This is a genomic window from Allobosea sp. TAF32 (assembly GCF_052113585.1).
GTDB lineage: Bacteria > Pseudomonadota > Alphaproteobacteria > Rhizobiales > Beijerinckiaceae > Allobosea.
The window spans coordinates 1-368 of sequence record NZ_JBFRDM010000061.1; the positions used below are offsets into that span (position 1 = coordinate 1).

1 protein-coding gene is annotated in these 368 nt (G+C 56.0%); it reads left to right on the top strand.

Annotated elements, in window-relative coordinates; genetic code table 11:
* Nucleotides 1-47 precede the first annotated feature (47 nt).
* On the top strand, nt 48-368 hold a 321-nt coding region (locus tag AB4Z16_RS28175), incomplete at its 3' end, for a helix-turn-helix domain-containing protein (RefSeq protein WP_441514600.1).

Here is a 368-nt window from a genome sequence, read left to right on the forward strand (position 1 = left end):
CATGAACTGCACCCCAAAAGTTGGACACCAACTTTTGGGGTGTTTTCATGTATCGGTACTCGGAGCAGTTCAGGCTGACAGTTATCCAGAGCTACCTGGACGGTCAGGCAGGCTATGGTGAGATCGCCAAACGCCATGAAATAGACAGCGGAACAGTACGGCGCTGGGTGGCGGGATACCGCCTGCATGGCGCGGCGAGCATCAAACGGAAGTACACGCACTACAGCGCCGAGTTCAAGCTTGCCGTGCTGAAGCGGATGCGAAGCCAGCGGTTGTCGCATCGCGAAGTCGCAGCATGGTTCGATATTCGCAACTTCGGTGCGATTGGCATTTGGGAACGCCAGTATGATGCAGGGGGTATAGAGGCT